Genomic DNA, 25,184 nt, shown 5'->3' with positions numbered 1-25,184 from the left:
TGTTACTAAAAACCGCTGTCATCAAACCAAAAGATGGTATGAACGAATACGCATCGCTACGCCGCCAAACGGTGCTCGTAGTACGGCCTGTCCCTGTCATCAAGTATCGCATGCAGCGCCGCCAAATCCGACGCATCCGGATTGAGCCAAGCATCAATGTTTTCAGGCTTAATGGGAACAATACATCGGTCATGGCCGGCTGCAGCAACCTCTGCGGGGGGCTCGTCGGTAATCGCCGCGAATGAAAGCAAATCCGCTTCGCCCGGCGCCGACCAGCGCGACCACAGACAGGCTACCAGCATGTCGTGTGGCGGGTTAGGCTTAAACTCCAGAACAACGTTTTCGTCCTCATCACCCTCGGCGAGTTCACGGACTTCCATCTTCGCTCTGCTCACATTCTCATAAAACGTACTGACAACAATCAGTCCATGCGAGTGGCCGAAGAGCGATTTCCAGAAACCTTCCAGATTGTCGCGGCGAGCGTTATACGTGCCTGGGTATTTCACGTCGTACGACGCGGGCTTGCCAGCAATGCGACACTGATAGCGCATCGGCTTGATGACGCGCTGTCCGTTCTCGACGACCATCACTGGCGCGTAGTGACCGGGGAATATGCGCGAGTCGCGAGCCCTCGGCTCGGCCCGCCGAATATCGTCGAGTTTGCCGAGGGTCCACTCGACCTTGTCCGTTGCAATTCGACGGCTCTCAGTCGCAGCTTTCGTTACCTTGTTTTGTAGTGAGCGCTCCGCATCGGCGAGCCGAGCCCGCTGCTTGAAGAGGTCCTGCTCAAGCTTGCTCACCAGCTCAGCATTGAATCGGTCGATAGAATGCTTCACGACACGTTCATCGTCCGACTGCGGATTGGAGAATGCATCTTCCATCGCCTTCGGCACCTTCGCCTTACTGCCCTCGGCTCGTTCAAAGAAGAGCTGAGCGAACTCCTTGATGCTCATCAAAGCGCCAAACATTTTGACAAACTTACGATAGTCCGCCTGAATCTGAGCCGAGTAGCACATCGGAATCTCCGTTTTCCGTAGCCTCAATGAAAATTCCTACTCATTGACGGCAGCTCACCCAACAGATGCGACATGTCTATCAACCGCTGCGCCACAAGATGTCGCACTTCACCTTCGCACTGCCACACACCGAGGACCCCGAGAAGCGACGCTCCAAGAAGCTTCTCTTCGCTGCTGCTCCAGCACTTTTGGCCAGACAATTATGTTGACATTTCCCGTCTCGTCTTCAATCGTAATGAAAATGACGCCGTTCGCGGTTTCAGGGCGTTGTCGTACCGTAACAATGCCACAGCCGCGAGCGAGTTGACCATTCCGATATGTCTGCAGGGTTGCGGCTGGCATCAGTCTTTTGGCAAGCAACTGTGGTCGCAGCAGCTCCAGCGGGTGTCGGCCGAGCGTCAGCCCCATCGACCGGTAGTCTCCCAGGATGTCCTCAGCTTCGGATGGCGCACCCAGTTCAGGCGTCGCGTCTTCCAGCACTGCCGACGCCAGCATGTCTTTGTCAGGCACCGAGGCGACTGACTGCCATAGCGCTTCGCGTCGATTGCCAGCTAGAGATGACAGTGCATTCGCAGCCGCAAGCACCTGCAGGTCGTGACGGTCCAACTGAGCGCGTCGCGCGAGGTCGGACACGGTCGCGAACTGCCGCACGGCTCGCGCAATTCTCAATACGCTCCGCGGCGCCATCTCGCATTCCTCGGAGCAACGACAAACCGAGCCTGACGGCAGGCTTTTCAGCGCCGTCCATGTGTTCAAGCGACGAGTCCCAACCACTTATCGTGACGTCGACCGGCAGTACCTGGACTCCGTGTCGCTTCGCATCCTGCACGAGTTGCGACGGCGAATAAAAACCCATCGGCTGGCTATTTAGCATCGCTGCGAGAAACGCTTCCGGCTCGTGACGTTTCAGCCAGCTGCTTGCGTACACGAGCAGTGCGAAGCTTGCAGCATGACTCTCTGGGAACCCGTACTCGCCAAAGCCGAGAATCTGCTGAAAGATGCCATCTGCGAATGTCTTGTCATACCCGCGCTCGAGCATGCCATTGACGATACGGTCATAGTATTTATCCAGGCCACCTTTGCGCCGCCAAGCTGCCATCGCCCTTCGCAACTGGTCTGCTTCCCCAGCCGTGAAGCCTGCGGCCAGAATGGTAACTTGCATCACCTGTTCCTGAAAAATAGGAACGCCCAGCGTGCGCCCCAATGCAGTCTCAAGAGCCGCACTGGGATAAGTCACCGGCTCGAATCCCTGCCGGCGCTGCAGGTACGGATGGACGGCGCCGCCCTGAATTGGCCCCGGACGGACGATGGCAACTTCGATAACCAGGTCATAGAACGTGCGGGGTTTGAGTCGTGGCAGCATCGACATCTGCGCGCGCGATTCAATCTGGAATACGCCCACGGTGTCTGCGCGCGAAATCATCTCGTACGTTTCAGGGTCCTCGGCAGGTATGTCCTGCATCTCAAACCGTTCTCCGCGCTGCTCAGAGACAAGGTCAAGTGTGCGACGGATAGCCGACAACATGCCGAGCGCCAACACATCAATCTTGAGCAGGCCCAGTGACTCGAGGTCGTCCTTGTCCCACTGAATCACACTGCGGTCGGCCATCGCAGCATTTTCAACGGGCACCAGACGCGTGAGTTTTCCGCGACTGATAACAAAGCCGCCCGCCCAAGGGGTCATTCAACCATCTGCCTTCGCGGGCGCGAAACACGCTGTTTCCTGGCAACGTAGTTTTGCCGGATTCACATTTCGCCCGCGCACAAGTGATAGATTCGGGCGACGTCTTATTCGAGACATCCACTATTCATCGTTGGGCTAGCAGTATGTACGGTCAGAAAAATTTATAGAAGAGCTGACCTGCTTTGCCGGTATCTATTTTCCGGCCTGAATGACAGGACTCTGCCCATGATTCGCGGAGTGACCGCTACCAATCGTTTGGTGGATTTTCCGAGGGAGCCGTCACGAATAGCAGTACTTGCTCCGAGTTCTTCGCACCACAGTTTGCGCCGCAGTTTCTCTCGAACCGTTGTCTGCCTTCTGAAGCATTCGTACGGCAATCCGAGTTCTTGCCCGCAGCGCCAAACCAAGCTCACTGACGACCCGTGGCGTGACTCCAAATTGCCACTCGTGCACGGGCGATGGACAAGCTCGCGCATGCTTTTTCCCGGCGAGGTTCCCGGCACGACGAATTCGCAAGCACAGCAGCGTCTTTTGGTGAATAAAAAGATAGGAGTCTATCGATGAGCAGATTGCCACAATCAACCGGCGCTCGCGCACTGGTCATCCTGATTCCTGCGATGTCGGTGCTCGGTGGATGCGGGGGCGCCGCCTCCTCCCAGGAGGTTGCGCTGGTGCCGATAATTTCCGTGACGCTTTAAACGCTGGTTACGCCGGCGGCTACGCGCTAGCCTGCACGGCATTCTCTGGAATGGCCCTTGCGCACCCGATTCGTATCCTGCAGCGGCGCACCGAGGAGGAAGCCATGCTCACACAGTCGTGTCGCCCATATCGCGGATACGTCATTTTGGTGCGGACAGTGGAAACCGACAGTCCATCGTTTAACGGGACAGAACGCCGATTCGCAACGTCGTGGTCCATAGAAAAGGCGGGGCCGCTGTCAAATGTCGTCGGAAGCTTCGCCGAGCCAGTGAAATTTGTGTCTGCCAATGAAGCGCTGCGCTATGCCGAGGGGCGGGCGCACACGTTCATCGATTCCACGTTTGCTTGGGCAGAAACCGAGTAGGTTCAAGGCATCACGCCGAGCTGTTGTTCATAGAGCCGCCGCTGCACGGCGTCGTTCCGCCATCGGAGTAGGCCCAACGCGGCGGCGTGCAATAGTGGCGGAACGTCCTGAAACAGGCCCTGGCGATGAGGCAGACGCCGCGACCGAAGCTGAACCCGGGGCTGGTAAAGGAAGCGATGACGGTGCTGAGCGCGGATGCTGCGCGCATGAGTGCACTGATGGCCAACCGGGGCGCCGTTGCGCCGAAGTTCGTGGTGCGAGTTCATGCGGGACCGAAGGGCTCAGAGGACGCGCGCAGTCTGGTTTCTGAGCCGCTGACGGGCTCAATTTGTTTGCTTTTCAGTTCGAAGCTTCTACTCTTCGATTGAAGCCCCGCCCGCCAATATCGAGGGAAGCTTCGCGTTCCGCTGAGTTGATATGTCTTGCGTCCCGAGTCGGTAGGCCTGCCGCGTGTAGCCAGTGGTTCCAGCGCCGCGATGCACGTTTTCCTTACTGAACCGGTCGAAGAAAAAAGGAGGAGCAAATGAAGGCAACAAGGAAAACTGTCGTCGGACTGTTATCAGCTTTTGCGCTGGTATTCGGTAGCGGTACGGCCCGGACGCAGGAGACTGGAGCGCCGAAAATCGAACAGAAAGTGTTTGTCGATAATGAAAGAGTGAAAGTGGCCGAGAACACTTTCAAGCCGGGAGCGGAAAGTCCGAGCATCGCTCGCCCGTTCCGGGTCGTGCGCGCTATCAAGGGGGGCAAATTCCAGCGCATTTACGCCGATGGCAGAAAAGAGGATGGCCAGTACCAGACTGGCGAGGTAAAGTCCTTCGATGCCAGCCCGTCGTACATCTTCAAGAATGTGGGGGACAGTGAAATCGTCCTGTACATCGTGTACATCAAAAAATGAGAATCCCGCTTTGGTCTGCCGAGAGGGGACGGTTGTTCAGCTGCCCCCCGGTACGCACCACGATTCATTATGACGGCACGCTCAGTATCCCGAAGGGTGCTGCGCCACAAGGCGGTGACTATCCCGAAAGATGTGACATTTCTCATCACGATGGGTTCGTAGGGCTTGCCAACCGCGAGTACCACTCGGGTCGTAACGTCATCGGGCGGTGCCGCGCAGCGCCGCATGGCCAAGATTGGCCTGGCTGCTTGCAGGCCTTGGTAGTTGCCAGTAGCGGACTATGCTGCTGCCACTGGGTCGCCAACCAACACGTGCTTAAAAAGGAGGAGGTCATGCTTCCACGCACAGGTTTTTGGCGCGCTGTCTTCAATGCGTTCTGCCTACTCATCGCTACGCTGCCGGACACCGTACACGCACAGGCTGCGCGCATGGAAGTCATCCCCTTTGAGTCGCTGACACTGACCGACCAGGAATTCTTGACAGGCCGTGAGGACGGCAAGCCGGTGACCATCGCCGGCGAACTGCGCCTGCCGCGAGCGGGCAACGAGCGATTCCCGCTCGTCGTTCTGCTGCATGGGGCGTGCGGCGCCTGCGGCCTTGTCCTCGATTGGGAGCGGGATTTCCTTGCGATGGGCGTCGCGACTTTCGTCGTCGACAGCTTCACGAGTCGCGGTATCGCCAACACGAACGACGACCCTTCGCGGCTCGGCCAACTGGCGCAAACGGAGGATGCCTACCGCGCGCTAGCGCTGTTGGTAAAACATCCGAGAATCGACCCAACACGTGTGATGCTGATGGGTTTCTCCAGAGGCGGCCACAGTACGCTTTACGCGAGTCTCATGCGGTTTCAGCGCGTGCATGCAGCTGCGTCAGAGGCCCATTTCGCAGCCTACGTTGCTTTCTATCCGAGCTGTAACTTTCGGTACCGCGACGATGACGACCTCACTGCGCAGCCAGTGCGTGTGTTTATGGGGACTGCCGATAACTACACCTCGATTGTGGCATGCCGGGCCTACGTTGACAGGCTGAAAGCCAAGGGTAAAGACGTTCAGCTTATCGAGTACCAGGGGGCTGGACATACATTCGACGCTCGAGCGTACAATCCGCCGCGAGTGCTGCCACAAGCGCTGACGACCCGAAACTGTCAAGTGGAGGAAGGAGACCACGGGCAGTTCGTTAATGCCAAAACCAAGCAGCCGTTTTCATACAGCGACCCCTGCGTTGAACGCGGCACGACCCTGGCATACAACGAGGCAGCAGCGACGCAAGTCAGGAAGGACATGGCCGAATTTGTCGCGATGACGCTCAAGCCAACGCGCTCGCCATAGCTTTTTGACCCACGCGATGGCCGGAGCGCCGACGTGCGAGTTGCCGCTTGAGCCCGAGGCTATCTGCCAGCAACGAGCCAAGCAGTTCGAGGCTTGAATGGCTCGCGAGGTCTTCTACGCTCGATATGGCCATCAATTGGCCACATTGTGCACCAAGTCCGCAAAGCGTTGCAGTGCGTGAGTCAGAGGCGAGTGTGCTCCGGCAGAAAGCTATCAACTCGTCGAACTCATCGAACGTTACGTCGCCAGTTGACCTGGTGCGCTTCACATCGAGCCGGCGCTGGAGCTCTCTCAAGGCTGTGAGCCCGAGCTCGTTCAAACTGTGCTTGCATTCGATGCCGACGGTCGTTAGACAGCGTTGAACGGGAAGGCCGGCACACTGGCGCCCGTCACATCTGGCGATTCGAGGCCGCGTTCAGAATTCCAGTCACCAATCCGTTCTACAACGGGAGGCCGGCAAACCGGGGGTCCACTCCACGTCAGTGTTTCCCAGGCGTCGTTTCACTGATGGCAGGGCGGCGCAATCGCCTGATTCGCCAGGTTGCCTTCAGTGACTGAACCTTGGAAGGAGAGCGGCTTCTCGCCGGAAGGCGGAGCCGGTTAGGCACTTGAACAGGAGCAGAATCATGGCCTTCGACAATCTTGGCTTTATTACTTTAGGACCAGCCGGTGGGACTGATATTCCGGCGGACACCTCCATCAGCATCAATCTATCGAGTGGGGCGGACAGCGGGGCCCAGTTCCTTGCCGCACACCTGGTTTTTGGAGCGGGCACCGTCATGGCTGACCGGCAGGCGGCAAGCAGATGGGACGACGGAACTCTTCACTACCGGGCAGATTTCCACAATCTGGAAAGAAGAGCCGTTTCATTTACTTTGACTGGCGGCGGGCTTGTCTAAACGCGTAGGAGGCTGCAATGAAAATTACGTTATTACGGACGACAAAGGTGAAATAGTCGCCACCGCCCAACGTTGGAGTGGAATGACAGAGTTCGAAGTGGAGTTACATTCTTTTCCTGGGAAAAGCTTCACCACATAGAACTCCCAGAGCATCTCGAGGGCGTTCGTGACGCAGAGGCCCTGCATAAGCAGTTACACGCTCACATCAATAAAAAAACGTAATCCGAATTGTGCAACGGCGGCCAGCGCCGGGCCGCTTCCTGTCTTGCATTCATCGAGACGCCTGGCTATAACAAACCCCATCGCCGTCATCTTTATGTGGCTGCTGACCCAAAGGTCGCCATGCGCAGACTTCTGTGCAACCCTCTGTGCCCATCTGCCCGCACGAGCCAAAAAACAACATAGTGGCGCAATACGTTCATCCCAAAAGTCCGCTGCAACGTGACGGGCGCGCATCTTCTTTTGCGCTCTTTCGTATTTGCTCGTCTATTTGTCCCGGTTCGCCTAATGCGGAGTTTTTACTGGCGTGCACCTCAACGGCATCTCGGCAGCGAATTAATTTTCGCGGATTCATGTGTTGCGCCCTGGCGCACTCAACTCGTACTGCATCCATAGGCTTCGAGTATTGACCTGAGAGGAGAGTCACAATGAAACGTGTTTCTGCACATCTTGTACTGCTAGGCGTCGCACTTGCAGTTTCTTTGCCAGCGGCTGCCTTTGAATTTGGCACATTGGGCGTAATTACGGGGCAAACCGCCCGGCTCACCGTATTCAATCTGGCAACAGGACAGGTGTCCTCCAAACCCTTGCCGTGTCCAGCTGTATTTTGCGGACGCCAATGGCCAGGCCCTGCCGGGCGGCAATGCCGACCATCCTGCACAGTCGACGCCCACGCTCGCACCCGGGGCGAGCGCCTCGATTACGTTGCCCGTGACCACCAACTTCGCAACGCGGGTCCTGGTCCGTCCCGTGGTTCATCCGCTCACGGCTTCATGCTCACTGGCGACCACGGCGGACATTGCTGATTCGCAAACGGGAAGCACCACAGTCTTCTTTCCACCAGGCCCCATCTTGCCGTCAGTTTCACTCTTGCCGCCGAGCCCTATCTATCCGCCTGGCCCGATTTTCGGGCTACGTTTACAGACAGCCGGTCAAACAGCAAGGCTCACAGTCCAGAGCCCTGTAGAAAGCGCTGGAAACGGCACTGCCCAGGTAGAGCTTAGCTTCGTCGACCCGAATGGCCAGACGCTGACGGACCCCGACGGCGCACCTTTGCAGAAAACGGCTTCCCTGAAGAAAGGGCAGGTGACGTTTGTTGACCTCGAGAACCCGCTTGGCGCAGGCGTAGCTACAGCGTACCGGCCAGTTGTCAAATCCATGTCGACGAATCTGGCGGACGATGCAGCGACAGCCCAAATCATTGTGACGAACGAGGTGATTGACTCGGCAACAGGGAAATCGTTGCTGGCGGCTCCGAGCGACCCGTGTGTGGGTGCATTCTGCCTGACGGTGAAAGGGAAATAGTCGCGCGGCCTCAAAGCGCGGGGCGGACTGATGCGTCAAGCGTCGTCGGCTGACCAGAGGACATCGGTGGTCGATTTCGGCGTCACCTGGAGAACCTTGTCGACAGGCAGCCCCATGTAGGCAAGGCCGTGCGCGCTCGGCAGGTGCGGAGGCTTCAGAAGCACAACTGGGCGGGTGCTCACGGCGGCAAGGGCAGGGCGCAGCAGGCGCAGCAGGTGCAACTAGCCTATGCCGGGCGTGGGCAGCAGCAGGCCGCGCCGGATGCTCGGTAACGACGACGCGCCCCTTCGAGCGCGCGAGCCGCGAGGCTCGCCACAGTGAAGGATGTGATTTTCGGCAGTTACAGCAGTCAACTGGACCGGCGAAAAAAGTCCACAGCAAAAGTGGATAGCGTCAAGCAGGAAGTCCGGTTTACCGACAAACATCTTGGCCGGCGCATTGACTCATCAGAATTGCAACTCGCGCTGACCTGTTGCCTCACGTAGTTTGCTACCCGTCGGATTGTCCGGCGGGAGCGGCACGAGGTGACGAGGCAAATCAGCATGACGACACGCAAGGAGTTGGTGGCAGCATTGCAATTGCGGTATGGCAGCGCGACGTTCGGTGACCGGATCAGGATTCTCGATGAGTTCGTGGCTCTGACCGGGTATCACCGCAAACACGCCATTCGGCTGTTGCGGGAAGAGCCCGGCGCAGCCAAGGGGACGGGCGAGCGCAACCGGCTGTACGACGAGGCGGTACGCCAGGCGCTGACGGTATTGTGGGAAGCAGCCGACCGGGTTTGCGGCAAGCGACTGAAGGCGCTGATCCCGAAGCTGGTTGATGCCATGGAGCGGCACGACCATCTCGACCTGGATCCGGTCGTCAAGGCCAAACTCCTTCAGGTCAGCGCGGCGACCATCGATCGCATGCTGGCCAATGCGCGTGCGCACATCGATGGGCAGCGCAAACGGCGCACGGGTGTGGGCTCGGCCATCCGGCGCAGCATTCCGGTGCGTACTTTCGCCGACTGGCGCGATCCGCCACCGGGCTTCTTCGAGATCGATATGGTCGAACACTGCGGCGGCTCGAAGAGCGACGGCGAGTTCGTCCACACCCTGACGCTGACTGATATCGCCACCGGCTGGACAGAGTGTGTGGCCATGCGAGTACGTAACCAGATGCTGGTGATTGAAGGATTTGAGAAAGCGGCTGCCGATCTGCCATTCGCGATGCTTGGAGTGGACTCGGATAATGACAGTGCGTTCATGAATCAGAGCGTCCTCGACTACTGCAAGGGTCGCGGTCTTGTGCAGACGCGCTCGAGGGCCTACAAGAAGAACGATCAGGCCTGGGTGGAGCAGAAGAACGGCGCCGTCGTGCGGCGGCTGGTGGGTTATGGCCGGCTGAGCGGTGTCGATGCCAGGAACGCGCTGGCGCAGCTGTACGCATCATCGCGGCTATACATTAACTTCTTCCAGCCTTCGTTCAAGCTGAAGTCCAAGACGCGTGACGGCGCGCGCGTACGCAAGGTCTATTTAGCACCAGCGACGCCGTGCGATCGGCTTCTGGCACACGACAGCGTCGAACCCGCTATCAAAGAGAAACTGAAGGCGCGGTTCAATGGTCTGGATCCTGTGCGGCTGCTGCAGGAGATGCGAACGGCTCAGCAGACATTGAGCGACTTCGCAGCCCACGGCGTGCGTGCTGAAGCAGCGCCGGCTGGCGAATCAGATGTTGCCGTCTTCCTCGCCAGCCTTTCTTCGGCATGGAAGGAAGGTGAGGCACGTCCAACGCACCGAAAGCAACCCAAGGCAAAGCACTGGTGGAGAAGTCGGGTGGATCCGTTCGCCGACGCGTGGCCGCTAATCGAAGGATGGCTGATTGCAGAGCCCTCGGTGCCGGCCAACGTATTGATGGATCGGTTGGCCGCAATGTTTCCAGAGGCGTACGCAAGTCAGGCACAACTAAGAACGCTGCAGCGCCGGGTCAAGGCGTGGCGAGCAGAGCGCGTAAAAGAACTGATTCTGGGCGGCCTGCGAAAGTCCGCTGGTGCGCCAGCCGCAGTGTGAGTTGCGGAGAAGTTGAAAGTCGCCGGGGGCCGGGCGCTCCGCGCCCGGCAAACCACGAAAGAAGAGAAGAAAGAAAGCGAAACGACAACAATCCGTCGGGTAACATTCCTTCGTGAGGCAACACGACCGGACGTAGTCATTGTCGCCGCCCAAAAAGGCAGGTTCGCGCCGACCCGGTACGCAGCACAGTACGCAGGGGCCTTACAGCCGTTTCCGGTGCGCGGATATATTCGGCGTTACTTGGTCATTCGCATGCCTCCAAGCTCCTTTCACCCGGGGGCTGGATTGCCACGTCTTGCCGCGGCTCCATTAAACCTTTGTATGACTTCCAAAACTCGTAGGTGAGGACCGCTATACCTTTGTGCGATGGCACGAAGTACAGACTGCCTGTAGATTTAGTTCGTGGGATGCGCCTCGTCAGCACGGTTTATGTTTATCCGAGTCTCCTCCATGTCCTCCCCAGGCATGGGTTTAGCCCGCCAATTCAGGCGGGCTTTTTTTTGGGTGGCGGACAGCCTTCCTGCGAAACAGGCTTGCCATTGTCTTATGCGCAATGCGCATCGGCGTGTGCTTCAATCCTGTTTGCATCAGGGGCACGCCGTGACGTGATGGGCACGGGCCTGCTCATTCCACTCGTGCTAGAACAAGGCCACTGGTAAGCCCATCAGGTCCGACATCTGTAACGAAGCGATAGGACGAAACGCCATGGCGCATGGACTGGACTACGCGCAGGTCGACCTGTTCACCTACGACTACGGACCAACCAAAATGGCTTGGGTCGGAAAGGACGTTTCCTGCCGGGTTCTGAGACTTTGTAACCCACCCCTCGAATGGAGAACCGCTCCCGCCTTGCCAGCCCAAGGTCCCAGTTTTGATTGCACAAGGGCCGCCACGGCTCAGGAGCGGCTTATCTGTCAGGACCCTGAACTGTCGGGAATGGACCGCAAGATGTACACGCTCTATCGCAGTGCATTGGGCGCGACGTCGCCGACAGCGCGCGCTGCGCAACGCGAGTGGCTCGCGCATTCTCGTAACGTCTGCCAGGATAAAGCCTGCCTGACCGAGAGCTATAAGATGCGCACCAGTCAGCTGTCGAACCCGCCGGCGTCCTCAACTGCGAGGCGACTCAGTCCCGTCGACTGGTAGTCGCTGACCATGTCGTCGACTTCCGATGACGCGCCAAGCTCCGGCGTCAAGTCGTCGACGCGCGCACCCGCGAGAATGTCCTTGTCCGGCACGGCCGCCGCGGGTTGCCACAACGCCTCGCGGCGGTTGCCCGCGAGCGAGGAGAATGCGTTCGCCGCCGCCAGCACCTGAAGGTCGTGACGGTCCAGCTGCGCACGGCGAGCAAGGTCGCTGCCACTAGAAAACTGCCTGACTGCACGCGCATTTTCAATGCGTTCTGCCGCGCCGTCGCGCATGCCGCGCAGTAACGACAGCCCTAGACGCACGACCGGCATCGGCTGTCCATTCGGGTGCTCCAGCACGGAATCCCACCCGCTTATCGTGACGTCCACCGGCGTCACACGCACACCGTGCCGTTGCGCGTCCTGAACTAGCTGCGACGGAGAGTAGAAGCCCATCGGCTGCGAGTTCAGCATCGGAGTGAGAAACGCCGCCGGTTCATGGCACTTCAGCCAGGCGCTCGCGTAGACGAGCAACGCGAAGCTCGCCGCGTGGCTTTCCGGGAAGCCGTACTCGCCGAAGCCCTTAATCTGCTCGAAGATGCCCTCTGCGAAAATCTGGTCGTAGCCGCGCTCGAGCATCCCGTTGATGATGCGGTCATAGTAATTTTCCAGTCCACCCTTCCGTTTCCACGCTGCCATTGCTCTTCGCAACCGGTCTGCTTCGCCAGCGGTGAAGCCCGCCGCAAGGATAGCCACTTGCATCACCTGCTCCTGGAAAATCGGCACGCCGAGCGTGCGGCCAAGCGCAGTCTTTAGCGCATCGCTCGGATAGGTCACAGGCTCGAAATCTTGCCGTCGCTGAAGATAAGGATGAACAGCGCCGCCCTGAATTGGACCGGGCCGAACGATGGCGACCTCGATGACCAAATCGTAAAATGTGTGCGGGTCCACCAGCGCTCCGACGGGCCAGCCGCCGCCCGGCAACTCTGTCGACAGCGCCGGATACCCAGTCTCGACAACCCGTCCGCGACTGCGCGCAAGCTGCGACGCCCGCCAAAGGGACGGGTGCATCTCCTCAGCAAGGACGGCAGCAGCACATTCTCCACTGCCCCGGAGCCGGTGAGCGTGAGGTTCTGCTGCGGAGCTCGGCCGCCGCCTTCCCGTAAAGGTCAGCGCACTGGGCGCAGGGTTGAATCCAAATTTCCATCGTCGGTTGCCCGTATTGCGAGCAGACATGCGGCCGGTCGGGGCTCGTAGAAAGCATACGTTTCAAAGCGAGGAATATCTGCGACGGGCGTCGCAAGGTAGACCATTGAGGTAAGCGCACCATTAGTGCGCATGCCATCAAAAACGAACAAGGAATCGATGTCTTTCGCGGTTAGTCCCCAAACGGGTTGCCGATGTCTTTCACTTCGGTATTGATGTTGTATTCCGCACGCACGGCCTTGAGCATGCCCTCGATGTCGCGCTCGAAGCCGACCGAGTTGCCGCTCAACTATTCCTTCGCCAGTATGCCCTGTCAAACAGAAAATATTTTGTCATCAAGACTGCGCTTTACGTTATCCGGTAACCTGCTCGCGCCCAGGACCGGCTCTCAGCGTCAAATGGACCGTGTGGTTCTTGTGGCGCCGCACAAATCTGGGTAAAAGCTTCTCAATAGCATCCTGAGGAATCAGATGTTCCGCGGGTATTCCCTTGGTATTCGCTCGCCACCAATACCGACGGGGCGTTTGCCCGCGTTCTTACACGCCGCCCGGCGCTGCCGCCGAATCTGTAGTTGACATCCGCCCGCTCCTTCATAGAATGACTATTGCTGCAGCGCACAAGCCATTTCATGACTCATAGCTTGCGATTTCATTCATCTGACTTTTTGACGTTGGTCACCTCACCTCCATGGAGTTAACGATGAGCAGTATTCCCCCGGAACAAATCGTCGCGGCGCAGAAAGCTGGTGTTGCCACAACATTCGGCATCCTGACGAAATCATTTGGCGCCGTCGAAAAGCTGGTCGAATTGAACATGCAAGCAGTCAAATCAAGCCTCGCCGAAAATCAGGAAAACCTGGTCAAGGCGTTTTCGGCCGGAGCGCCGCAGGAGTTTTTCGCACAACAGGCAGGCCAGGCTCAACCCGCCATAGAAAAAGCACAGTCATACTGTCGCCACGTTTACGAAATTATCTCCAGCACTCAAGCCGAATTCGCCGCCGTCGCCGAAGCACAAATCAGGCAGTTCCAGCACGATGCACAGGCATTTGTCGACAGCGTCGCGAAGAGCGCGCCGGCGGGAAGCGAAAACGCCGTGGCTGCGTGGAAGACCTTCATCACCACGGCAAGCGAGACGGCGAACACGACGTACGAAGCTGCGAGGAAGGCCGCAAAGCAGGCGGTAGAGACTGCGGAGAGCAATATCAGCGCGGCGGCTTCGACCTCGGTCAAGCGGACTCGACAGCTTGCAGCACCGGTCGAAACCAGTGAGAAGTAATAGCGTTTTGTCGTAGCGCACTACTGTCAAATCGTTCAGGCGAGCACACCCCGCCCGCGTTGCTTGCGGGGTGGCCGCCTGTGGCGGTGCGAGGCGCCCGGTGCGCCTCGCACGCGGTCGCGGAACTCGTCTCCTGCGCCAGAAATTTTCAAGCGCCGTTGCGCAGGTCGCCTGCCGTAGCTTCGTTTGATTTCGTCCGGCATCCATCACGCGAAGTGACCACTTTCTTCGAGCCCGGAGGCACATCGAGGCGAGTGCCACAGGGCAACGCCGAGCCGACGGTAACGAAGCTGAAGGAGGAGCGGATGAACACGGCAGAAAGGTCCCTGCGTTCGCTGGTTGAAAAATGGCTGACGCCAGCTGCGGCGACGCCGATTCGGGTAACCCGATTCAGTCGCACAGGCTCTAGCCGCGGACGTTTCGCACGCGTTGAGGTACAGCGACCGGAAGGTTCGGTTGCGCTTTTTTTCTTCCGGCACGATGACGGCACATGGCAGGTGTTCCCGCCCGGGACCCGCGGGCCAGGAGTATGTGCTGGCGCTAGCGCCGTGTGATTGGGTCGTCGCAGCAGCCTGTTTGTTGCATTGGTTGATTTCAAGTCCTGACCCATATTGTTATATTTTTCATACCAGTAAAGTTGGGCGAAACTTTTTTTCCGGACATATGCCGCAAAGCAGAAGCAGGTAAATCAGAGCGCACGCAATGACCTTCACTGACAGAGACCCGACGGGCATAAGTCCCTACACGTTCCGTAATATCGCCCCTGCGATTGGCCATCTCGAGCAGGTCCTGGGCGCGGAAGGAGCGCAGTCTCTATTCACCAGAACTTACTGGCGCGGGCGCGTGCTTCAGGCACTTGCGACGCAGGGACTTACACCGAACCAGCAACAACGACTGCAGAGACTGCTGGAAAGCATCGATGCATTCCAGCCTGAAATATCCGTCTCCAGTTCGGAACAGTCGATTGGTTAGGCCAACCGGCAGAGGGCTCGCACATCCAGGCGGAACTCCCCTCATCGATAGCCACTTCGGAGTTTCTATTGCACCACGCCATAGAAGTCGCGAGTTGGTTGAAAAAAAAAGCCACTACAAGGGAAGAAAGTCGCGGGCTATCGGGTCGGGACAGGCGCCGCTGTGAACCATCCCGACTGCACTGCGCCCCGTTACTCTATGGGCTGCGGCGACGCTTCCGCTTAACGATAGGGCTCGACAGCGGTCAACCCCGGGGGCCGTCTGGTTTACTATTGACCGGGTAAGCCGGCGGGTGCTTTCGGCGGCAACCCTGCGTTCGGTCAATAAGGACTCTATACAACTATGGACGACACCCTCACCGCGGAACCCGGCGTTTCTTCAGACGGAAGGTTGGTTGCTTTCGTTGCATCTTTTCGCAACCAGTCGGTGCAATGCTCAATCAGCCGCGACGCGCTCGAACGGCATTTCTGGTTGCCGGCCGGTGCTAACGAGGCGCGCACATTGAAAGCATTTGCCGACGGACACCAGCGCATAACGGCAGCCGTCGAAAGAAGAATGCTCAAGCAGACCGGCGCCCCGATAGTATTGTCGGCAGCAGACTTTGCGGACCGATAACGCGGCTCCAGCGGCGACCGTCTGTGACGCCTCGCACCGATTAAATCCGACGCATCTTTTAGAGTCGGCGCATTGCGTGCTTCCAATGCAGGCAGCCTCAGGGAAGCAACGCCAAACGCCAACCGAAGCGTCCGGACGGTGGTCGCACCCGGTCCCCAGGAAACAACGACGATGAAAGCGAAAAAGGTCTCGGCGGAGGCACGCGCCCTCGAGCGCGTGGTGACCGCCGCGCGAGAAGTACAAGCCGCGTCAGTACGGTTGGAAGCGCACTACGCAGGAGACCCACATAAGCAACCAACGACTTTGGGATTGGCCCGATTCGCGGCGGCCATGCAGGAACTGAAGGACGCGCGGGAAGCCTTCGATGCGCTGCTCGAGAAAACAGACCTCACCTCACCCTGACGGCAATCTCACGAGTCAGCTTTGTGAGGCGGCAGTCGCTAGACATTAGCATTTTCCCGCACTCGCCCTGATGGAATGCCGCAGCCGCATTACCATCGATTGTTCACACCCATTAAGCTGGAGTTCCTGATGGCCCTTCCCCCTCTGTGCAAGACCGCGACACCAAGGTCGTAGAGGTATCCGGGGTGCTTGGCGCATTCGATACTGATGAAGAGGCAGAATCAGCAGGCCTTTCGTGGTGTCGCGCGTGGGTCGATAGCCACGGTTAGTGCGGGGAAAGGCGCTCCGCCGTCGATTGCGTGGGCTAACGTCAGGGGACACATAGAGCGGGCCTGACGCCGCATTGACATGTCGCATCTGTCCGCTGGTCTCCTTGCGGTCAACGACAACTTTTCCGACCTACGCGACATTGGCGCACCACCACGATGAGGCTAATTTTGAAGCACAACGGGCGACAGAAATCGAACATCCTTCTCGGCAACAAAGTCCTTTGTTGCATCGTCATAGACTGCTCGGTACGGTTTCTGAGGCTGCTCGCTGAGCCATTCTTCTGAGGAGCCGTTCCATACCTCGAACAAAACCAGTTCGTCTTCGGCCGCAGCGTCTTCGCTGAGCACGGCGCTCACGAAAGTTGGCTCTTCCGCCATAGTCTTCATGAGCTCTGCGAGGTGCGCCACGAATAGGACCTTGGTCGAGGGAACGAGCTTGAAACGTCCCAAATTTTTTTGTTGGCAAAGCTCTCTTGCTCGCGGCCAGATTTTCAAGCGCGTTCTTCGGATGCGAAAACATCATCCCTGTATCGCCGTATACATACTGCTGCCTGCTCCGCGGTGCAGCCGCGCGACTGGTCGGACATCAACGACAGCGGTCGCGGGACAACCGGTACTGTGGGATAGCCTTGAGATACCGGACAGGGTGGCGAAGTTAGCGCCCTGAGGCGAACGGCTGACGGGCGACGCTGGCTCCGAGGGGCATCTCATGATGCTTTGGAACGTGTCTGAAGGCCTCGCTCAGGATAAGGCGGGGCTCAACTTCACCAAGTGAACCGCCCGGGAATCGTGGAGGCTGGTTGGTTTAAGTTAATGCGGGTTCGGCGACCGATGTTTCAAGTTGCCGATAGTAGTTTGCCTCAGCTTCAGCCGGCGGGATGTAGCCGATGGGTTCCATCAATCGATGATGATTGAACCAGGCCACCCATTCCAGCGTTGCCAACTCGACGGACTCGCGTGTTTTCCAGGTGCGGCGATGAATCAGTTCGGCCTTGTACAAACCGTTGATTGTCTCGGCCAGTGCGTTGTCGTAACTGTCGCCACGGCTACCAACCGAGGGCTCGATGCCCGCTTCGGCCAGTCGCTCGCTATAGCGAATGCTGACGTATTGCGAGCCTCTGTCGGAGTGATGTATCAACGTTCCATCTCCGCCTGGGCGCCGCGCATAAAGTGCCTGTTCAAGTGCATCCAGAACGAAGTCTGTAGTCATCGACGAACTGACGCGCCAGCCGACAATCCGTCGGGCGAACACGTCGATCACGAAGGCCACGTAGAGCCAGCCCTGCCACGTCGAGACATAGGTGAAATCAGAAACCCAGAGCTCGTTTGGCCGGTCCGCCCTGAACTGCCGGTTGACCCGATCCAGCGGGCGAGCGGCCGCCGCATCGGCAATGGTCGTGCGAACACGTTTGCCTCGCGTTACGCCACGCAAACCCAGTTGCTTCATCAGCCGTTCGACCGTACAGCGAGCCACCGCAATGCGCTCCCGGTTCATCTGCTTCCAGACTTTATCCGCTCCGTAGACACGCATGTTGGCTTGCCAGACACGCTGGATCTCAGGCCGCAGGCGTTCATCGCGTATCGCACGTGCGCAGCGGCGCGACGGATCGCGAAGCTGCGCAGCATGGCGCCGGTAGCCCGACGGGGCAATCCGCAAGACCTTGCAGATCGGCTCGACCCCGAAGGTGTCTCGATGCTGATCGATGAAGGCCTTCAGGACTTCAGGCGGCGGTCGAGCTCCGCCTGGGCGAAAAACGCACTCGCCAGTTTCAGAATCTCGTTGGCGCGGCGCAGTTCCTTGACTTCGCGCTCCAGTGCCTTAAGACGTTCGCGTTCCGACGTGCTCACGCCCTCGCGCTCGCCGCTATCGACTTCATCTCGTTTGACCCACCCCAGCAATGTCTGGCTCGTGCAGCCGATCTTGGGGGCGATGGATTCGATCGCCGCCCACTGTGACGGATACTCGCCCCGATGCTCTTGCACCATGCGCACTGCACGTTCCCGGACTTCAGCAGAAAATTTGTTCGACTTGTTCATGGCTCCATTCTCTCAAGAGTTGGAGCCTCCACCAAATCCGGGGCGGTTCACTATCCTGTTCACCGGAGCTACGGCGAGCGTGAAGGGCCTACCGCACCCGAGCTGAAGCTGTCGGTCCGAGCAGACGCTCGAACGGCTAAAGTTGCGTCGCCGTTTGCCGATAACTGGTTCAAATGACGCACTAAAGCGAGCCAGTTGCCAGGCCGCAAAGAGCGCATTTTCAGGAAGTGGCATGACGCTTGGTCGCGGCTTCGTGACCGGCGTCCAGACCGCGGAAAGCGGCGGCGCGCCTGAGAAGGAGAACGCTAAAAATCACACGCTCGGGGAAGGCGTCGACGGTAGGCAAACGAACGCGACGCAAAGTAAGACGAAGTAGCAGTCGGCAGTATGAAAACGGTAGTCAATAGCCTAAGTTTTCGGGCCACCTTCGGGTGGCCCCTTGTTTTCTAGCCCCACATCGCGAGAAACGCTTCGCGACCTTAGACCGTTACTGAGCCAGATAGACGTGCACGCCGTCTGGCCGAAGGTGGCTCATCTACGACCCCAGGGTGCGGCATGTTGTCGACACTTTGGTGGAACTGGCCGAACAGGGTAAACTGGATTGAATCTGCAAGTCTGCTAACCGCGAGAGAGCCTCGAATCCATGCAACATCTCCTCTCGTATCACCGGAAGCAAACGCCTAGGACAACGACAAGGTAAGCGTGTTTGCAACTTCGTCGAAGTTCCGCAAGGGGTTGTCGGAAAGAGGAACGCGAACCATGGCGCAATCGGCATTGCTCCAGACTTTTCTCGAAGCTGTGCACAGGCAGCCAAAGGAGCGCATTGAAGCACCGGCGACTTCTAGTCGTGTGGCCGCGACTCGTGGGAGTTTGCAGGCGGCCGCGTTCGGTGGCAGAGGTAACTCGCGTGCGCTAATCGTTCGTCCTGGTTGCCAAAACTCCGCGCGCTAAGTGAACAGCATTTGTCACGGATCGGCGTAATGAGGCCATTTCGGGATCGGCGTAATCGAGCCACCAGATGATCGCCGTAATCGAGCCAGTGCAGGATCGGCGTATTGGAGCCACTCGATGATCGGCGTATAGGAGCCACCTCAGGATCGGCGTAATCGGGCCACTTGACCGGCTCGTTGTTATGTCGGGCTGCAGCCCGAAACGCATTTCGAATTTCCGTAACCCGGTACCTTCGGATTCTTTGCCCGGAGGGCCGATGAGTAACAGGAGGTTCGAAGTGTTTGAGTATCGACAGGTTCTGGCGCGTATGCGTCAGGGCGATTCCGACCGCGACATTGCCGGCGCGCGCCTGATGGGGCGCAGCAAGCTGAAGACCGTACGGCAGGTCGCGCTCACCCACGGCTGGCTCGACCCGGGCAGGCCCTTGCCAGACGATGCCGAGCTCGCGGGCATCTTCGGCCGTGACCCGAAGGTGCCGCGTAGCCGCATCTCCACACTCGAGCCGTTTCGCGATCTGTTGCGCGGCTGGTTCGACGCCGACGTACAAGGCACTACGATCTTCAGTGCGCTGCAACGCAACCACGGTTACACCGGCAGCTATTCGGCAGTGCGCCGCTTCCTGCTGCACTTGAAGGCCGAGCGCGGCGTCACCGCAACGACGATTCTTGAGTGGGCGCCAGCTGACGCCGTGCAGGTGGACTTCGGCTCGGGGCCAGCGCTCACGCACGAGTCCGGCATCCCGCTCAAGACGTGGTTCTTCGTCATGACCCTGTGCTGGTCGCGGCATCAGTACGCCGAGATCGTACTGGACCAGACGGTCGAGACATGGCTGGCCTGCCACCGGCGTGCGTTCGAATGGTTCGGTGGTTGTCCAGGCCGCGTCATCATCGACAACGCGAAGTGCGCGATCATCAAGGCCTGCACGTACGATCCCGAGGTGCAGCGCTCGTATGCTTCGGCTGCCGAAGCATACGGTTTCCGGATCGACGCATGTCCGCCACGTGACCCGCAAAAAAAGGGAATCGTTGAATCGGGCGTCAAATACGTCAAACGATCCTTCGTGCCGCTGCGCGAGTTCCGCGATCTCGCCGATGCCAACCGGCAGTTGCGCGACTGGGTGATGCAGCAGGCCGGTGTGCGCGATCACGGCACGACACGTGAACAGCCATTGACGCGATTTACGATCGAGCGCCCGCTGCTCACGCCGCTGCCCGATGTGCCGCCGGTGCTCGCCGTGTGGAGCGAGGTCAAGGTGCATACGGACGGACACGTCGTCTACAGGAAGGTGTTGTACTCCGTGCCGTTCACGCTGGTGGGCAAGCAATTGTGGCTGAAGGCGACCGACACAGTGGTGCAGGTGTTCCACCGGCATGAACTCGTCGCAACACACGTGCGCAAGCGCAAGCCCGGCGATCGCTCGACGGTACGGGACCACCAGCCACCTGAAGCACAGGCCTGGCTTGAGCACGACCCGCAGTGGTGTCTGGCCCGGGCAAAGGAGATCGGGCCAGCCTGCCACGCGGTGATTCTCGCGCTGTTCAACGATACGGTGCTCGTGAACCTGCGCGGCGCGCAGGGCATCGTGCGTATGCGCGAGAAGTACGGCGATGCACGACTGAATGCCGCCTGCGAACGCGCGCTCACGTTCGCCAGCCCGAAGTACCGCACCATCAAGACCATTCTCGACAAGGGGCTGGACAGCCAGCCTGCGGCGGCCCCGGCGCAAACGCCGGCACCCGCCGACACCTATCTGAACGGCGGCCGCTTCGGCCGCGACCTCCAATCTATCCTGCTGCATTGAACATCATGAATCCGAGTCCAGAACTGAATTCCATCCTCAAGCAACTGCGCCTCTCGGGCATCCTCGACTCGCTCGAACAGCGCAACCGGCAGGCCATCGACGGGCAGCTTGCCTACACCGAATTCCTCGCCATGCTGTTGCACGACGAGGTTGCGCGGCGCGACCAGAAGAAACTCGGCGCGCGGCTCGCCCGCGCCGGCTTCGCGCTGGGCAAGACGCTCGAGAGCTTCAACTTTGACCTGCTGCCCAAGCTCAATCGGGCGCACATTCACGATCTGGCCACGGGCCGCTACATCGACGAGAAGGTCTGCATTCTGATGGTCGGCCAAACGGGCGTCGGCAAGTCGCATCTGGCTCAGGCCCTGGGCCACTGCGCGGCCCGCCAGGGGCGCGACGTGCTGTTCATCACGCAGACTGACCTGCTCAAGAAGTTGCACGCCGCGCGCGCTACCGGCCTGTACGAACGCAAGTTCCAGCAGTTCGTGCGCGTGCCGCTGCTGATCGTCGATGACTTCGCGCTCAAACCCCTGCATCCGCCCCACGACGAAGACTTCCACGATCTGATTGCCGCCAGGTACGAGCGCGCGGCGTCAGTCTTGACTTCAAATCTCGACTTCAGCGAATGGGGCGACGCGTTCCCCGACAACCGTATCCTCGGCGCCGCCACGCTTGACCGGCTACGCCACGGCGCCTATCGCGTGGTGATCGAAGGCGACAGCTTCCGCAAGCCCAAACCAATGCCTGAAAACAGCGAAAACGCCGTTGCAAAATCTGGCAAAAAACCGCATTCTTGAGTCCCTTCGAAATCGCGTTTCGGGGCCACTTCTGGTGGCCTCATTATGCCGATCATCACCGGCTCGATTACGCCGATCCGTGACAGCATTTGAAGCAAGCACACGAGAGCTTGGCAGGAAGGCTGTCAAGTGCGAATAACGAGAGACACGTCGCTCAAGGATAGCGAATTACACAGATTAAAGATTATATGATTACCGGCGCGTTCGACCGCGAGAACACCGTGCCCACACCAGAGTTCTCAGAAGTGGATACCCATTTCCCGTGTGTGAAGGACAAGTAAAACGTGGGTGGAGGACAAGTTGCGCGTGGGTGGAGGACAAGTAAAACGTGGGTGGAGGACAAGTCGCGTCGATGAACTTCGACAGAGCGTTTGCGCCACGAGCACGATGCGGAAGCGGCAGCTGCAGCTTTGTACCTGTTCGCATCAGGCCGTCGTCCGGACATGCCGCGAGTTTCAGCATCCTCATGTACGAGTTGATTGGTCGAACGTCGTGCTCTGAAACACACGAATTGGCGGCGAAGTCCAGTTCAGCCGACGAGCCGACGATAAGCGCTGAGATGCCGGACGAGGCCTTGCTTGTCGCCACGAATCTCGCTCAATCTGGCGAGGTTGAAATGAGCGTCGGCATGCGTTGGGTCAAGTTCAATGCATCGTTGATAGGATGTTTCCGCAGCGTCGTAACGTCTTAGCTCTTCGAGAACGACTGCCCGATTGAAGTGCAGTAACGCGTCATCGGGGAAATGTTGTAACGCCCCGTCAAAAACTGACAACGCCTCGTCGCAGCGGGTTTCTGCCTCGCAGAGCAATACGCCAAGATTGGTATAAGCGTGGTAATGCGGTGATGGCGCGAGCTCCAATACTTTCCGGTAAGCCTGTTCTGCGCCGACAGCATCGGTTCCCGTCAGTTGTTCCGCGAGCGCAAACCACTCCTCAGCTTGCTGTTCGCGATTCGCCCGGTTTCGCGGTGCCGAGTCGAGGAAAGCGACCTCGCCTCTAATAGGTGCGACCTCGAAGTCGAGCAGGTGCTGGCCGGAAGCGGCGTCCCATTGGGCCTGTCCTGACCTGACAGCCACCGTCTCGCCTACCGATGTGATTCGAATTCCAGACAGTGGAAGCTCATCAGGAAGTTCGGCTTTCAGCTTCGCAAGCGTTCTCAGAATCTTCCGTGATGAGACTTTGGCTGATTGCAACTGAAATGCTGTGCGCAGGACCACTACGTCCTGGAAAGAGAACCGAAGCTCGTTTCTGCGACCGCGCGCCGGGTGAACGAATCCAGCGTCAATTAGTCCGGAAAGCACCCGACGCGAGACCCCCAGCAGCGATTGAAGGCTGCGCAACGAGTAATCGTTTGACTGATTCGGTCTGGTCACTTGCGTGCTCGAACCTTTGCCGGTTGCGCCTCCTTGATGTCGGCTTTCGGTGTGGCTCGTTTGACAGGGCGCCTTGGTTTGGCTGCCAACACTTCGACGTCAGCGGCGGTGGTCTTCTTCGTTGCCGTTGTCCTGGCCGGCGCCGTCTTCGCCGGTACGTCCCGTTTCGCCTTGTTGGCGCTGAGACTCGCCCGAAGTGCTTCCATCAGGTCAATTACCTGGCCGCCCGACTCACTCGTGGACTCCTCTGGAGACACAATCTGCTTGCCCGCGATTTTCCGGTCGATGGCCTCGAGAATCCGCTTCTTCTCCTCGTCTTCATAAGCCGACGGGTCGTAAGCGTCTTCGGAGACCTGGTCGATGATTTGCAGCGCAAGCTTGAGTTCCGTGGCGGTTACGGGCGCCTGCTCGATATGCAAATCGCTCAATGCGCGCACCTCATCTGCGAACAGCAGCTGCTGGAAAACCATACCGTCTTCAGCGGGCCGTATCTGGACGATGCGGGTTTTGCCTTTATAGGACCATTTGGCGAGTGCGCACCGTTCGCTTTGGCGCATCGCCTGCTGCAGCAGACTGTAGGGTTTGCCACCCCGTTTGTCCGGCGCAATGAAATACGCCTTGTCGTAGTACAGCGGGTCGACCGATTTTTCCGGCACGAAAGAGACAATTTCCACGACATGCGTCGCGCCTTCCTCGAGCGCTTTCAGCTCATCAGGCGTGAAAACGACGAACTGTCCCTTCTCGAACTCGTACCCTTTCTTCATGTCAGCACGTGTCACGACCTTGCCGGTGGCTTCAGAAACGTACTGCTGCTTCACCCGCCCGCCTTCTGGCGACAGGAAATTGAAGCCTACCCCTGAGGCACTCTCGGTGGCCGAATACAGTTTGACCGGGATGGAAACCAGCCCGAATGAAAGGGTCAACGATGCGATTGCGCGCGCTGCCATGGACTTCTCCTCGTAGCCGGCGGCAGGAAACTCGCGCGGCTTCTGATTACGGCTGCACAAGCCACCGGTCGGAGGTCAGTCGCTATCCTCCCGGCTTTTTTGCAAGCTTAGCACCGGAAAACCAGTTTCTGGAAAGCCGAAACAAGTGCGGCTACGGGATGCCCCTTCCCATTGAAGAACATTCGGTCAGACGACAACTCACAATGGATACGACCGGACGGAGCGGATTTGCTCCCCTGCAGGTCCGGTTTTTTGGAATGCCAATGCATTGACGGTTCTTCCCCGCACGGAGGGTCTGCGCTGATTTGCGCTGTTGGCGCGGCTCTACCATCGCTCGCCTTCTTGCCGCGCAGGCTGATGCCGCTTCAGGAACAGCCGTTGCGGCCTCTCGGAACACAAACCATCAGGAGTTGGAAATGGCTACCCATCCTACTGAGCAACGCGCGGCCGACGACAAATCGGAAAAGGACGTCGATACAGCTGTCGAAGATACGTTCGCTGCGAGCGACCCGCCGTCGACCGGTGGAGCGACGGAAATCGGGCCGGACGAGAATGCTGGAACGCAGACAGACAGCGACGTTCCAGGAACAGAACCGGACGAAGACGTTCCCGACGAGGAGACGCCTCCGGAGCCGTCTCCCGGCGACCAGCCGCCGGACGAAAAGGCACCGTGACGGGCATATATCCGCGTGTGCAACCAGACCCGAGGCTCGCCCGATTTGCGGTGGGCCCATCCGGGCTGGCAGTAAAGGGCATGAGCTGGATGCGTCGCGCCGAAGCAGTGTCCCGTGGGCCGCCGTCGGCGATGTGGATACACCGTGCGGAATCAACGGCCCCGAGCGGCGTTAGCTCTTCCCCTGACCTACTGGCCCACCCAAATGTCGGTGCGGCGGATGATTCCGCCTCCGGCTGGTTTTGAAATGCAGCGGTGGCGATGCGCGACAATCGTCCTGGCT

Annotated in this window: 20 protein-coding genes, 2 pseudogenes and 1 other annotated feature; of the genes and pseudogenes, 14 read left to right on the top strand and 8 right to left on the bottom strand. The window is 58.9% G+C overall.

Annotated features, from left to right (window positions below):
• Positions 1 to 56 precede the first annotated feature (56 nt).
• Both OKW41_RS45220 and OKW41_RS45215 read right to left on the bottom strand, forming a co-directional pair.
• Positions 57 to 1,016: an SOS response-associated peptidase family protein gene (locus OKW41_RS45220; RefSeq protein ID WP_429576411.1), complete on the bottom strand. Its 960-nt coding sequence runs from the start codon at positions 1,014 to 1,016 to the stop codon at positions 57 to 59.
• A 23-nt stretch (positions 1,017 to 1,039) separates the two neighbouring features.
• Positions 1,040 to 2,688 (bottom strand): annotated as a pseudogene (locus OKW41_RS45215) (error-prone DNA polymerase); the annotation flags it as partial.
• 760 nt (positions 2,689 to 3,448) lie between these two features.
• Here OKW41_RS45215 and OKW41_RS45210 point away from each other — a divergent pair.
• The 6 genes from OKW41_RS45210 to OKW41_RS45185 all read left to right on the top strand — a co-directional run bounded on the left by OKW41_RS45210 (position 3,449) and on the right by OKW41_RS45185 (position 8,409).
• Complete coding sequence (locus OKW41_RS45210) at positions 3,449 to 3,763, top strand: hypothetical protein (RefSeq protein WP_429576410.1); 315 nt, start codon at positions 3,449 to 3,451, stop codon at positions 3,761 to 3,763.
• Positions 3,764 to 3,939: 176 nt separating this feature from the next.
• Positions 3,940 to 4,131, top strand: coding sequence for a hypothetical protein (locus OKW41_RS45205; protein WP_429576409.1), 192 nt, complete (start codon positions 3,940 to 3,942; stop codon positions 4,129 to 4,131).
• A 155-nt stretch (positions 4,132 to 4,286) separates the two neighbouring features.
• Complete coding sequence (locus OKW41_RS45200) at positions 4,287 to 4,658, top strand: hypothetical protein (RefSeq protein ID WP_429452493.1); 372 nt, start codon at positions 4,287 to 4,289, stop codon at positions 4,656 to 4,658.
• Between the two features lie 332 nt (positions 4,659 to 4,990).
• Positions 4,991 to 5,986 (top strand): dienelactone hydrolase family protein, encoded by a 996-nt coding sequence (locus OKW41_RS45195; protein ID WP_429452495.1) that lies wholly within the window; start codon positions 4,991 to 4,993, stop codon positions 5,984 to 5,986.
• A 626-nt stretch (positions 5,987 to 6,612) separates the two neighbouring features.
• Positions 6,613 to 6,885, top strand: a complete 273-nt coding sequence (locus tag OKW41_RS45190) for a hypothetical protein (protein WP_429452497.1) — start codon at positions 6,613 to 6,615, stop codon at positions 6,883 to 6,885.
• Between the two features lie 930 nt (positions 6,886 to 7,815).
• Positions 7,816 to 8,409, top strand: coding sequence for a hypothetical protein (locus OKW41_RS45185; protein WP_429576408.1), 594 nt, complete (start codon positions 7,816 to 7,818; stop codon positions 8,407 to 8,409).
• A gap of 35 nt (positions 8,410 to 8,444) precedes the next feature.
• Here OKW41_RS45185 and OKW41_RS45180 read toward each other — a convergent pair whose 3' ends face one another.
• Positions 8,445 to 8,630 carry a hypothetical protein gene (locus tag OKW41_RS45180; protein WP_429452501.1) on the bottom strand — a complete coding sequence of 62 codons (186 nt, stop codon included), beginning with the start codon at positions 8,628 to 8,630 and terminating at the stop codon, positions 8,445 to 8,447.
• A 321-nt stretch (positions 8,631 to 8,951) separates the two neighbouring features.
• Between OKW41_RS45180 and OKW41_RS45175 the strand changes: the two genes are divergently transcribed.
• Entirely contained in the window at positions 8,952 to 10,460 is a 1,509-nt protein-coding gene (locus tag OKW41_RS45175) for an integrase catalytic domain-containing protein (RefSeq protein ID WP_429572283.1), read from the top strand.
• Positions 10,461 to 11,545: 1,085 nt separating this feature from the next.
• On the opposite strand, the pseudogene OKW41_RS45170 reads toward OKW41_RS45175, so the two are convergent.
• Positions 11,546 to 12,532: pseudogene (locus tag OKW41_RS45170) on the bottom strand (error-prone DNA polymerase); the annotation flags it as partial.
• 960 nt (positions 12,533 to 13,492) lie between these two features.
• On the opposite strand from OKW41_RS45170, the gene phaP reads away from it, so the two are divergent.
• The 4 genes from phaP to OKW41_RS45150 all read left to right on the top strand — a co-directional run bounded on the left by phaP (position 13,493) and on the right by OKW41_RS45150 (position 16,057).
• A complete protein-coding gene (gene phaP / locus OKW41_RS45165) occupies positions 13,493 to 14,068 on the top strand; it encodes a TIGR01841 family phasin (protein WP_429452503.1) in 576 nt (191 codons plus the stop codon).
• A gap of 702 nt (positions 14,069 to 14,770) precedes the next feature.
• Positions 14,771 to 15,040 (top strand): hypothetical protein, encoded by a 270-nt coding sequence (locus OKW41_RS45160; RefSeq protein WP_429576407.1) that lies wholly within the window; start codon positions 14,771 to 14,773, stop codon positions 15,038 to 15,040.
• A gap of 342 nt (positions 15,041 to 15,382) precedes the next feature.
• On the top strand, positions 15,383 to 15,655 hold the full coding sequence (locus OKW41_RS45155; RefSeq protein ID WP_429576406.1) for a DUF1488 family protein: 273 nt from the start codon (positions 15,383 to 15,385) through the stop codon (positions 15,653 to 15,655).
• A 171-nt stretch (positions 15,656 to 15,826) separates the two neighbouring features.
• Positions 15,827 to 16,057, top strand: coding sequence for a tetratricopeptide repeat protein (locus OKW41_RS45150; RefSeq protein ID WP_429576405.1), 231 nt, complete (start codon positions 15,827 to 15,829; stop codon positions 16,055 to 16,057).
• A 431-nt stretch (positions 16,058 to 16,488) separates the two neighbouring features.
• Here the strand turns inward: OKW41_RS45150 and OKW41_RS45145 are convergent, their stop codons facing one another.
• Positions 16,489 to 16,821 carry an antibiotic biosynthesis monooxygenase gene (locus OKW41_RS45145; RefSeq protein ID WP_429576404.1) on the bottom strand — a complete coding sequence of 111 codons (333 nt, stop codon included), beginning with the start codon at positions 16,819 to 16,821 and terminating at the stop codon, positions 16,489 to 16,491.
• A gap of 310 nt (positions 16,822 to 17,131) precedes the next feature.
• Positions 17,132 to 18,363 (bottom strand): IS3 family transposase gene (locus OKW41_RS45140; protein WP_429571231.1). Its coding sequence is split into 2 segments (ribosomal slippage): positions 17,132 to 18,075 and positions 18,075 to 18,363, totalling 1,233 coding nucleotides; the frame shifts between segments, so codons are not numbered across the junction.
• Positions 17,969 to 18,085, bottom strand: a sequence feature (AL1L pseudoknot). (Overlaps the previous gene by 117 nt.)
• 1,228 nt (positions 18,364 to 19,591) lie before the next feature.
• Here OKW41_RS45140 and istA point away from each other — a divergent pair.
• Together istA and istB are read left to right on the top strand one after the other, a co-directional pair.
• Positions 19,592 to 21,115, top strand: coding sequence for an IS21 family transposase (gene istA, locus OKW41_RS45135; RefSeq protein ID WP_312893031.1), 1,524 nt, complete (start codon positions 19,592 to 19,594; stop codon positions 21,113 to 21,115).
• Between the two features lie 5 nt (positions 21,116 to 21,120).
• The gene (gene istB, locus OKW41_RS45130) at positions 21,121 to 21,909 is read left to right on the top strand and encodes an IS21-like element helper ATPase IstB (RefSeq protein ID WP_429571136.1); all 789 of its coding nucleotides are present in this window, start codon (positions 21,121 to 21,123) and stop codon (positions 21,907 to 21,909) included.
• A 529-nt stretch (positions 21,910 to 22,438) separates the two neighbouring features.
• On the opposite strand, the gene OKW41_RS45125 is transcribed toward istB, so the two are convergent.
• Together OKW41_RS45125 and OKW41_RS45120 are read right to left on the bottom strand one after the other, a co-directional pair.
• Positions 22,439 to 23,281 (bottom strand): tetratricopeptide repeat protein, encoded by an 843-nt coding sequence (locus OKW41_RS45125; RefSeq protein ID WP_429576403.1) that lies wholly within the window; start codon positions 23,279 to 23,281, stop codon positions 22,439 to 22,441.
• The gene (locus OKW41_RS45120; protein ID WP_429576402.1) at positions 23,278 to 24,228 is read right to left on the bottom strand and encodes a Ku protein; all 951 of its coding nucleotides are present in this window, start codon (positions 24,226 to 24,228) and stop codon (positions 23,278 to 23,280) included. The genes OKW41_RS45125 and OKW41_RS45120 overlap by 4 nt, the downstream gene beginning before the upstream one ends.
• 416 nt (positions 24,229 to 24,644) lie before the next feature.
• Between OKW41_RS45120 and OKW41_RS45115 the strand changes: the two genes are divergently transcribed.
• On the top strand, positions 24,645 to 24,902 hold the full coding sequence (locus OKW41_RS45115; protein WP_429448872.1) for a hypothetical protein: 258 nt from the start codon (positions 24,645 to 24,647) through the stop codon (positions 24,900 to 24,902).
• The last annotated feature ends 282 nt before the right edge of the window (positions 24,903 to 25,184 follow it).

The sequence above is a fragment of the Paraburkholderia sp. UCT70 genome, assembly GCF_050434085.1.
In the GTDB taxonomy this organism is placed as follows: Bacteria; Pseudomonadota; Gammaproteobacteria; order Burkholderiales; family Burkholderiaceae; genus Paraburkholderia; species Paraburkholderia tuberum.
The sequence above is the reverse complement of the archived record's forward strand: the minus strand, read 5'-3'. Positions and strand labels throughout refer to the sequence as shown.